9 protein-coding genes are annotated in these 10,945 nt (G+C 41.9%); 5 read left to right on the top strand and 4 right to left on the bottom strand.

The window, feature by feature from the left end; translation table 11 throughout:
• Window positions 1–183 precede the first annotated feature (183 nt).
• Together HMPREF1551_RS12395 and HMPREF1551_RS12390 are read right to left on the bottom strand one after the other, a co-directional pair.
• Window positions 184–1,659, bottom strand: coding sequence for a RagB/SusD family nutrient uptake outer membrane protein (locus tag HMPREF1551_RS12395; RefSeq protein WP_021629517.1), 1,476 nt, complete (start codon window positions 1,657–1,659; stop codon window positions 184–186).
• Window positions 1,660–1,664: 5 nt separating this feature from the next.
• The gene (locus HMPREF1551_RS12390; protein ID WP_021629516.1) at window positions 1,665–4,628 is read right to left on the bottom strand and encodes a SusC/RagA family TonB-linked outer membrane protein; all 2,964 of its coding nucleotides are present in this window, start codon (window positions 4,626–4,628) and stop codon (window positions 1,665–1,667) included.
• Window positions 4,629–4,994: 366 nt separating this feature from the next.
• On the opposite strand from HMPREF1551_RS12390, the gene HMPREF1551_RS12385 reads away from it, so the two are divergent.
• The 4 genes from HMPREF1551_RS12385 to HMPREF1551_RS12370 are packed head-to-tail and all read left to right on the top strand — an operon-like array spanning window position 4,995 to window position 8,683.
• On the top strand, window positions 4,995–6,614 hold the full coding sequence (locus HMPREF1551_RS12385; RefSeq protein ID WP_021629514.1) for an OstA-like protein: 1,620 nt from the start codon (window positions 4,995–4,997) through the stop codon (window positions 6,612–6,614).
• Window positions 6,614–7,126, top strand: coding sequence for a hypothetical protein (locus tag HMPREF1551_RS12380; RefSeq protein ID WP_021629513.1), 513 nt, complete (start codon window positions 6,614–6,616; stop codon window positions 7,124–7,126). The genes HMPREF1551_RS12385 and HMPREF1551_RS12380 overlap by 1 nt, the downstream gene beginning before the upstream one ends.
• A gap of 52 nt (window positions 7,127–7,178) precedes the next feature.
• Window positions 7,179–7,724 (top strand): bifunctional pyr operon transcriptional regulator/uracil phosphoribosyltransferase PyrR, encoded by a 546-nt coding sequence (pyrR, locus tag HMPREF1551_RS12375; RefSeq protein WP_021629512.1) that lies wholly within the window; start codon window positions 7,179–7,181, stop codon window positions 7,722–7,724.
• A gap of 29 nt (window positions 7,725–7,753) precedes the next feature.
• A complete protein-coding gene (locus tag HMPREF1551_RS12370; RefSeq protein ID WP_021629511.1) occupies window positions 7,754–8,683 on the top strand; it encodes an aspartate carbamoyltransferase catalytic subunit in 930 nt (309 codons plus the stop codon).
• 7 nt (window positions 8,684–8,690) lie between these two features.
• On the opposite strand, the gene dapA is transcribed toward HMPREF1551_RS12370, so the two are convergent.
• Window positions 8,691–9,572: a 4-hydroxy-tetrahydrodipicolinate synthase gene (gene dapA, locus HMPREF1551_RS12365; RefSeq protein WP_021629510.1), complete on the bottom strand. Its 882-nt coding sequence runs from the start codon at window positions 9,570–9,572 to the stop codon at window positions 8,691–8,693.
• Window positions 9,569–10,081, bottom strand: a complete 513-nt coding sequence (locus tag HMPREF1551_RS12360; protein ID WP_021629509.1) for a DUF6913 domain-containing protein — start codon at window positions 10,079–10,081, stop codon at window positions 9,569–9,571. Before HMPREF1551_RS12360 ends, dapA begins: the two co-directional genes overlap by 4 nt.
• Before the next feature lie 76 nt (window positions 10,082–10,157).
• Between HMPREF1551_RS12360 and HMPREF1551_RS12355 the strand changes: the two genes are divergently transcribed.
• A complete protein-coding gene (locus tag HMPREF1551_RS12355; RefSeq protein WP_021629508.1) occupies window positions 10,158–10,931 on the top strand; it encodes a 5'-nucleotidase C-terminal domain-containing protein in 774 nt (257 codons plus the stop codon).
• Window positions 10,932–10,945 lie beyond the last annotated feature (14 nt).

The following is a 10,945-nucleotide window of genomic DNA, read 5'->3' as shown; positions in this document are numbered from 1 at the left end:
AATGGCAATTAGCCCTTGAAAAAGAGCGAATTAGAGATAAATTCCTTACCTTAAAATATCGTTTCTGTAAAAAGAGGCTTCCCCTTTCGGAGAAGCCTCTTGCTTTTCAGCCATCACTAGTCGTTAGTCACTTATTACTTGTCGTTAGTCACTTGTCACTTGTCACTTGTCGTTAGTCACTAACTAGTATCCTGGATTTTGCTTGATATTCTTATTGATATCTGTATCATTAAGAGGAATAGGCCATATAAGCATAGGATCATTAGCAGCCTTGTTCAGCTGATAGTACTGATCTGCTGGATCTTTGGTAATATAACTAACGCCTCCCTGTGGGTCATGTCGCCTTACTGGATCACCCCAACGCTTCAGGTCATCCAAACGGAAACCCTCAAAGGCTAACTCACGAATACGCTCTTTCTTAATCGCTTCGAAAAGATCCACTCCTGTAGCAGTAATATCAGCCACTCCACGAGCATGACGTAATTGATTGAGATAGTTTTTTGCATCATCAGAATGTCCATTTTTATAAGCCGCCTCTGCAGCAATCAGGTACTGCTCTGCTATACGGAAGAGCTTAGCTGCATGTACATAGCTATTAGCAGAACCATAACTACCTCTTGGATACTTATTCACTAAGACTGTCGTAAAATTACCAGTCTTAAAAGATGTAGGTAATGCCTTAAGATAGACATCTTTTCTAAGGTCGGTATCCTCATACAAGTCCACTACCCATTGGGAAGGAATATAGTCGGGTATATATTTTCTATTAGCTTGTGAAAAATAATTATAATGGCTATAGTCAGGAGTAGCTTCATTGGCAGAAGTAAAAAGTTGTACGATGGACTCTGCTCTATCATCCGTACGCCATATAGCTTCTAAGGTATTAGCATTACTAGTCAAGGGATATCTACCTGAGTCTATTACAGCCTTAGCTGAATCATAAGCTCCTGAGTAGTCTCCTTTGCTTAGGGCTGCTCGTGCCTCCAATGCCCTAACCGCATCCAAAGTAAAGATAGTAGAGCCCTGTCCCCCTACTCTTGAGGCTAAGAGTGTTCTAGCCTGTGCTATATCTGAATAGATAAGTTCAAATGTCTGAGCTAAGGTGGCTCGAGCTGGGAGTAGTTTTACATCATAACGTGTTACCAAAGGCAAACCCAAGTCAGGCGTATCCTTATTGGCTTCAGTGTATTGAGGGCAAAAACGCTGTACAAGTTGCAAATAAGTATAAGCTCTAATAGCATAGGCTTCCCCTAAGTATTGGTTTACTTGTGCTTGTTCTGCAGCTGTTGTAGTGACTATAGTGGGAAATTTTTCTATACTTAGATTAATATCTGCCAATAGCTTGTAACGATTTTTCCACACATTGCTTATACTCGCATGATCCGAGAGAATAGTCCATGTTTGAAAGAAACCTTCTCGGTTCTCAAAATTTGTTGTAGCATTAAGCAAATCGGATTGTATATCTGTACGCTTTTCCAAATAACTATAATTATCCCTGAGTGTTTTATAGAAACCATCTCGCCAGTATCGGGCATCATTAGCCGATTTGAAGGCATTTTTGGTTATAACACTATCATAAGGATCCTGATCTAAATTCTCGCAGCTGCTTAGGGATACGGCAGCTACCATGGCTAAAGTAATTTTATATATCTGTTTCATCGGTTCTAAAATTTAAGTTCTACTCCTAGTACATATTGTTTAGTTCCTGGATTATCTCCCGCTAAGATAGCATCGTCTATTTCAGGATCTAAACCTGTAAACTTTGTAAAGGTAAGTACATTACGTCCTGTTACATAGAATCGTACCTTGTTAAAGAAACCTACTTCCTTTATCACTTCCTTAGGCAGACTATAGGACAGAGTAATATTCTTTAAGCGTAAGAAGGAGGCATCCTCTATAAGGCGTGAATCTCGCTCAGTAAAGCGTCTTCCTTTCTTAGGAAATGGAGTGACATCACCAGGTTGTTTCCAGTAATTTCTAACACTCCTATCATATGTATATCCAGAGAATACAGTAGGATTTTCATTAAAGAATCTATCATTATTGTAGGTATATTTACCTATTGAATAGGCAAAATCTACCTGTAGCCCTACAGCCTTGTAAGTAGCCGAGAATCCAAAACCTCCATTAATAGGAGCATAGCGATCATAACCTGTATTTTGGGCTAAGGATGCTGAAAAATTTCTCTCTACGATATTATTATCATCTTTGAGCGTATTTTCAGGATGTTCAGGATCGTTGGCATACCATTGGGGTTCACCATTGTCTGGATTGACTCCCTTGAATATAGGACTAAAGTATTTAATGGATTCCCCTACCATATAAGCAGTCATCTCATTGGTATTTTTCCAATAGTTTTTTCCGGAAAAGAGTTCTAATACTTTGTTCTTATTATATCCAAAATTCACATAGGGAGTCACTAAGATATCTCGTTCTTTATCTTTATAGACATCAGCCGAGATGGCTATATTGATACCTCTGTTCTGAAGCTTACCTATATTCCTTCTTACCGTACTAAAGCCGGTAGTATAGGCTACTGGTACACTCATGAGCATACTTTCTGTAATACGGCTATAGAAGTCTGCATTGACACTTAAGCGGTTGTCAAAGAAAGAGGAGATAAGCCCCACGGTATATTTCCTTTGTTTCTCCCAAGTAAGTTCATTATTTCCTGAGTTACTTAGCGAATAAGTAGTATTATCATTATATTGGCCAGAGCCTACCAAGGCCTGATGAGTATAGTTCCCTATATCGGAGTTACCAGAGGTTCCTACACTGAACTTAAGACTCAAATCATTAATCTTTTGATTGTTCTCCAAAAATTTTTCTTTCTTGAGTTTCCACATAACCCCTGTTGCCCAAAAGTTGGCATATTTATAATCAGGACTGAACTTGGACGAACCATCACGGCGCAAAGAGAAATCTGCAAAGTATTTACCCTCATAATTATACTCCAAACGACCAAAAACAGAATTAATAGTATTGATACTTAGCTCCTCCTTAACATTCTTATTCTTAGTGGTGTTCGATAGCAAGGTGAGGTCATCATTGATAAGCCCTGTACCTGATGCTGAGAAATCACTGCCTTCATTCTTAACACTTTCTTGACCTAATAATACAGCAAAATTGTGCTGTTGTGCCCAATCAAATTTGTATTCCAAAGTATTAGTAAGGGTTCTGATGAGTACCTTACTATATTTTCTACTGGATTGCCCATCATTAAGGCTTGCTTTATAGGAGGGAAGACGGGTCTCTGATTCAACGGCATTGGTAAATCTTACCCCTGCATTACTCTTGAAGGTAAGCCCTTTCACTGGAGTAATCTCTACAAAACCGGAAGGAATAAGGTCTAGAGCTGATATACTAGACAGATTATTATCTGCATAGTATTCAGGATGATAGCGATTAATACCCTCCATATAGTCTTTGCGTTTCCCTTGCTCATCCACTGGAGAGTAGAAGGGTTCCAGCATATAACTAAGTCCTCCATTGGGATTATTGCCTGTAAAGGGGTTGGTTTGGAAGTTGTAGTAGGCCGTATTGAAGTATATGCCTAGCTTGAGCCAGTTATTCACACGGCTGTCTATATTACTCCTAAGGGTAAGGCGGTCAAAGCCTGAACGATACATAAGCCCTTCTTGGTCGAAGTAAGAACCTGATACATAGTAAGTAGTCTTTTCATTTCCTCCTGACACGGATAGATCTATCTGTTCCATGGGAACGTTTTCACGGAAATAGACCTTATGCCAACGAGTATCATAGGGATTTCTTCGGCGAATATCATCCATCTGAGCTTGATTATAGCGACCTATATCTACCAAAAAGGCAGCTAACTCATCAGCATTCATCATACGTTCAAAGTGTCTTCTGTCGGCTATATCCGAAATACCATATTGACTACTGATAGAAATTTCTCCTTTGGTATTGTTCTTTCCTCGTTTGGTGGTGATATATACCACTCCATTCGCAGCTCGAGATCCATAGATGGAGGTAGCCGAAGCATCCTTGAGCACAGAAATACTCTCTATATCCGACTGACTTAAGGCTCGAATGGTAGCATCACTCACCGTAATTCCATCCAATACAAAAAGAGGAGAATTGGTTGCACTTCCTAAGGATCCTACCCCATCTAAGCGAATTTTCGATAGTCCTGATGGCTCCCCCGAACTAATAGATACCTGTAGCCCTGCTACCTTTCCTTGTAGTGCATCCACTACATTCCCTGAAGGGCGTTGGGCAATATCCTTTTCTCCCACTCGAGCTACGGAACCCACTACTGAGGAGATCTTACGGCCAGAACCATAGCCCACTACTACTACCTCCTCCAAGTCTTGTACATCTTCGGTCAATACTACATCTAACCGATTGGTATTACCTACCTTGACAGTATGTGTCTTGAGTCCCATAGAGGAAAACTCCAATACTTCTCCTTTGGATACCTTAATCTTGTAGTATCCCTTAAGGTCTGTTTGAGTACCTCGGTGTGTGCCCTGCACGATCACTGCTACTCCTAGCAATTCCGATCCAGAAGCATCACGCACCACTCCAGAGACCTCCTGACTCTGGCCATGTGCTGTGCTCACTGTTACAAATAACAGCAAAGCATAGAAAATTTTAATAAACTTCATCTCGTAAAAATTATATTTTAAAAACAGGGGCAAAATTAATACTTTTTTCTATTACAAACAAACTTTTTCAGTGTTTTTTTTTACATCAAAATCACAAAATAAAAAAATAAACCTATTTTTAATTCATTATCAAGAAGTTATAAGTTTTTTATCTGTAGAGGCAAATGACAATTCTCACATCCCATTCCTATGGGAGAGGTAGCGGGTGTATTCCTATGACTATGTAAGGAAATATAACGTAGAAAAAACTTGCATAAGTAAGTATACAAAGGAGTGTAACAAAAAATTAACAACTGACAATTAATAATTGACAATTAATAAACGTATCTTTGCGGAAAATTCGTCCAAAGGAGGACATGCCCCTTTATGCCAAAATTATATTACCTTTTTATCACCCTTTTACTCTCTCTTTCAACTGCTTACGCTCAGGATACTGCCCCTAAGCAGATTGAGATTGTCTATGCCGGAACCCTTACCATCGACAATGATAAGTATCCCGGAGCTACTATCTTCAACTCCGATGACCAGCGAAAGGTTCAGTTCCGCCATCAGGGAATGGATATTTGGTGCGATGTGGCTGTCCTTTATCAAAAAACCAATCAGGTGAAGGCCTTCGGTGATGTCTTTATCCAGCAAGGAGACTCCCTGAAGATGAACAGTAATTTTGTGGAATACAACGGAGATACCAAAATCGCCTTGGCCAAGGAGAATGTCAAGCTCCGCAATGAGAAAATGACTCTCGAAACCCAGGAGCTATTCTTCGACCGCAATACCCAAGAGGCCTACTACCTCAACCATGGAAAAATATCCGATGAGGAAAACGTCCTCACCAGCAAGGAAGGCCGCTACTTCGTCGCTCCTAAGAAAAGCCAATTCTCCTCTCAGGTCAATATCACCAACGCTGACTTCCAGATTAATTCCCTAACTTTAGATTATTACCACTCCACAGGGCATGTCTATATGTTTGGCCCTACCACCATTACCGGAAAGGACTACATCGCCTACGGAGAAAAAGGCTTTTACGACACCAAAACAGAAAAAGGCTACTTCATGGACATGGCTCGTATCGACTATGATAACAAACGCCTTACCGGGGATAGCCTCTATTTCGATAAGTTCCGAAACTTCGCCTCCGCTACCAATAACATTATCATCCGCGATACGATCAACCATACCTTGGTCAAAGGCCATTATGGGGAAATCCACAAGGCGCAGGACTCTATGTTTATTACCAAAAAAGCGCTGATCGCCAGCCTGGTAGATAAGGATTCGGTCTATATACATGCCAAGCGTATCATGGTCACTGGCAAAACAGGAGCGCGCATCGTCCGTGCCTATACCGGAGCGCGTATCTACAAAACGGATATTCAGGGAAAGTGTGATTCTATCCACTCAAGCCAAACAACCGGCCTTACCCAGCTCATCGGAAAGCCTATCCTATGGAGCGGAAAAAGCCAAATGACTGGAGATCACATCCAGCTGCTGGCCAATACCCAAACCGAAAAGCTCGATAGCCTCCGCGTATTTGACAACGCTTTCCTTATCGAAAAAGATACCTTGGGAGAGGGCTACAACCAAGTCAAAGGAAAAACCCTAAAAGGTAAATTCAAGGAAAACAAACTCAACAACGTCAATCTATACCAAAACACAGAGGTTATCTACTATGTGTACGACGACCAAAACAACCCCGCAGGAATTAACAAATCAAAATGTAGCCAAATCCGAGTTGATTTTGCAACAAACCAACAAATAGAAACAGTGATTTTCTACAATGATGTCGATGGAGGCATCTACCCAGAAGATAAAATAAACAAAGAAGAACTCCGCTTCCCCAACTTTAATTGGAGAGGTGATGAAATAATTCTAAGCAAAAAAGATATATTCCCTGAAGAAGAAAAAAATATACAACTCACCCCTATAAAAGGTATAAAAACCGAGGAAATTGATCTTATAGAAGAAAAACTAAACCCAAAAATAGAAAACTGATGCCTCTTTGGAAAAAATATTTATCCTTCTTATGGAAATCAACCAACCAACACGGCGTACATTCTCCCTTTGTATTCCGATTGGTTACCAAGTGTTTCTATAATAAGGAAAAAATCCCATGCGAGTATTACCCCTGTGATATCTCAAAAAGAAAGGGACAATTCCTACTCCGTTTGGTAAAATATTTCGAACCTAAGAGCATAAAAATATACAGTGACCACAAGGATTGGGATTCTTTTTTCCCCCATGCGCTCACTGAGCATACCTCCGAGCAAAAAGACATGATTATACTCTCTCAAAGAGAGAACAAGCCTACTGTAGAAGAACTATTAGCGCAAATGCACAACGACAGTATTTTAGTACTATCGGCCCCCCATCATAAGGAGAACGAGATTTTTTATCAACAATTGTCTGAAAATAAGCAGTTCACTGTCATCATTGATACTTTCGCCTTCGCTTTATTCTTTATCAGAAGTGAACAAGAAAGAGAATTTTTCGTCATTCGTACTTAATACAGCTGGGTTTTGCGAAGAAAGATAACAAATTAACCATTATCAAACGGCTATGGAAAAAAAACAATTATTAACCTCCCAAGAGTTAGATGTGATTCTACATCGCTTGGCTTGTCAGTTGATCGAAAATCATACTGACTTCTCCGATACGGTACTCATAGGCTTACAGCCTCGTGGGGTCTTCTTAGGCCAACGCCTACTAAGCCTGCTAAGTCAAGAATACCAGGTGGCAGGCATACAGTATGGCGCCTTGGACATCACCTTCTTCCGTGATGACTTCCGCCGAGCTGAAAAGCCCTTGGCTGCCAATACCACCGACATCCCTTTCTTGGTGGAAGACAAAAAGGTGGTCTTCATTGACGATGTTCTCTACACTGGCCGCAGTATCCGTGCTGCCCTCACCGCCTTGCAATCCTTCGGCCGCCCCTCCAAGGTGGAACTATTGGTTCTCATTGACCGCCGCTTTAGCCGTGACCTGCCTATACAACCCGACTATATAGGGAAGGCAGTCGATGCCATCAACAAAGAACGGGTCGTAGTCAACTGGGCTGAACAAGACCAAGAGGATGCCGTCTACCTTGTCGAAAAACAATCATAGAACAAACCCTATCCATAAAACATACCCCTATGAACCAATTAAGTGTCAATCATCTTTTAGGGATCAAATATCTCACCGCTGAGGATATCGAACTTATCTTCACCACTGCTGACCAATTCAAGGAGGTGATCAACCGTCCTATCAAAAAAGTCCCTTCCTTGAGGGATATCACCATAGCCAACTTGTTTTTCGAAAATAGTACTCGTACCCGCCTATCCTTCGAATTAGCCGAAAAGCGACTCTCTGCCGATGTGATCAACTTCTCCGCGGCTCAGTCTTCCGTAAAAAAGGGGGAAACACTCATCGATACAGTCAATAATATCTTGGCGATGAAGGTGGATATGGTCGTTATGCGACACCCCAATCCCGGTGCCGGTGTTTTCCTCTCCCAACATGTGAAGGTGCCCATTGTCAATGCCGGAGATGGTGCCCACGAGCACCCTACCCAGGCGCTCTTGGACTCTTATTCGATTCGCGAACGCTTGGGCAGTGTCGCCGGAAAGAAAATAGTTATTGTGGGGGATATCCTGCACTCCAGGGTGGCTCTCTCCAATATCTTTGCCCTACACAAGCAAGGGGCTGAAGTAGCCGTATGTGGCCCCAAGACTCTGATTCCTAAGTATATCCACGAGTTGGGTGTACGGGTAGAGACGGATCTTAAGAAGGCGCTCCGCTGGTGCGATGTAGCCAATATGCTACGTATCCAAAACGAACGCCTTGATATTCCTTACTTCCCCTCCACCCGCGAATATGTACAGCAATATGGGCTTACCCAACAGATTTTGGATGAGATAGGTAAGGAGATTATCATCATGCACCCCGGCCCTATCAACCGTGGCGTAGAAATCACCAGCGAAGTAGCCGATGGCCCGCAATCGGTCATTCTCGACCAAGTAGAAAACGGGGTGGCTATTCGCATGGCGGTAATCTATCTGCTTGCCTCTCAGATAAAAATGTAGTAATTTTCTATTTCATACGCGCTAAGTATGCCTTCAACTCCCTTTGCAGTCCTTCTGTGGCACTGACTAAGGGAAGGCGTACTTGGGGTGTATCAAGTAGCTCCAAAAGGGATAGCAAGGCCTTGATCCCTACCGGATTGCCTTCCTTGAAGATAAGCTCCATGGCTTCCAACAATTGGTATTGAATCGCATTGGCCTCTTGGTTCTTTCCTTCCAATCCTTGGCGTATCATTTGGCTATAGCGCTTAGGGAAAGCTTGCCCCAATACCGAGATAGTCCCATCTCCTCCCAAAAGTACGGTAGGCAAGGCGGTAGCATCATCTCCGGAGATAACCAAGAAACCTTCAGGACGCCCCTGCAAAAGGTGCATAATCTGAACGATATTCCCCGAAGCCTCCTTAACGCCTATGATATTGGGCACCTCCTGAGCCAAGCGCAGCGTGGTGCGATAGTCCATATTAACGCCCGTACGTGAGGGTACATTGTAGAGCAATATAGGAAGCTCTGTAGCCGCAGCCACTGCCTTATAATGCTGGTAAAGCCCCTCCTGTGAAGGTTTGTTGTAATAAGGGGTAACCGAGAGTATGGCTGCATAATCTTGGACAGAAACCCCTCTGACTTGCTCCACTATCGCTTGGGTATGATTGCCCCCTACTCCTAAGACCATAGGCAATCTGCCATTATTGGCACGCCTAACTGTCATTTTGACCAATTCTTTTTCCTCGGTGGAGAGCGTAGGTGTCTCGGCTGTGGTACCCAATACGACCAAATAGTCCGTACCATTTTCTACTTGAAAATGTACCAACCGCTCCAAGGCTGCTACATCCACTGTCCCATCTGCTTTGAAGGGAGTGACTAAGGCAACTCCCATTCCTTGTAAAGTTCTCATTGTAATGTTTTTATAATTTTTTTTGCTTCTTCGAGAAAGGTACTCCCATCCCCCAGTGGGGTCTCTATGATCACATCGTTGAACACCGGATCTATGCCTCCAAAGCCTATACGCAACTTCGCCTTTACCCCCGAGGATAGCAGCAACAGGGGTAGTTTCTCCTTTGTAAAACAATTGATCAACAAGTCATATTCCAGTTCCCAAAGCCTATCGGCATGGTAATTGCGTATCCCTCCCGAATAATTAATATCTTTCCAAGCAAAGAGGGGAACTCCTTCTATCTGAATGTCGTCTCCTTTCTCATCATAGCCCAAAATTACATAATTTTCCGAATTGATGCCATAGGACTTAATGAAGTTTTTTAAGAAATCCACCTTACTTACCTCCTCTATATCTATGATGCATCCCACTCTCTGTATTTGTAACTTATTACCATTGAGACTATTAGTCCTTTTCTTAAGGTTCTTTTTTATACGATTCTTAATCGCTATATTTTTAAATATTCTCAAAATAAAAATTATAAAGATTTCTACTGCAAATGTAATGATTTTTTATTAATTTTGTACCCCGAAAGAAAAACATTTTATGAAAAAAAATTTAGGCGCTTTTTTGGCATTATTTTTGATAGTAGTATCCTGCAAATCAAAGGGTTATTTCTCCCAAGCTATAGAGGGGGAACAAGTACAAGTAACCAAGGATACTGAAGAAGATGAGGCGATCAGGGACTACCTCTCCCCTTTCCGTTATCACTTGAACAAATACTTGGACAATGTACTCTCTCATAACAAAAATACCATGGTCAAGGACATCAAAACCTTGGAAAATGGAGAGATGAACATGCCCATTGGCAACTTTTTTGCCGATGCCATCTGCGAACAGGCCGATGATCACTTCTATAAGAAAAAGAAGAAACATGTGGATTTCGCTATGTTCAACTGGGGAGGAATCCGCTCCGAACTGCCTGAAGGAAATGTCACCACAAGGATGACTTACCAGATGATGCCCTTCGAGAACCAGCTCGTGGTTGCCGAAGTGACCGGTTCCCAGCTCTATGATATGGCTATGTATTTGTTCGAGAATAAGCTCCCGCACCCTATCTCTGGCCAAGTGCAACTAACTATGAACCAGCGTGGCGAGGTGGTGAGCTTCTTGATCAACAAAAAGCCTGTCTTGCGTAAGAAGCGCTATTTTGTATGTACCTTTGACTACCTCTACAACGGGGGGGATAGAATGTATTTCTTCAAAGACTCCCTAAGTGTAACCAATATCAGTTACAATGCCCGTGAGGCTCTCATTGATTATCTGAGAAAAACAGATGTCTTAGATTTCAGGTCTGACGGACGATTCAAAATAAAATAATATAAAAAACTACA

The organism is Capnocytophaga sp. oral taxon 863 str. F0517, assembly GCF_000466425.1.
Classification (GTDB): Bacteria; Bacteroidota; Bacteroidia; order Flavobacteriales; family Flavobacteriaceae; genus Capnocytophaga.
Note: the sequence above shows the minus strand (reverse complement) of the source record. Positions and strands in the feature narration are given on the sequence as shown.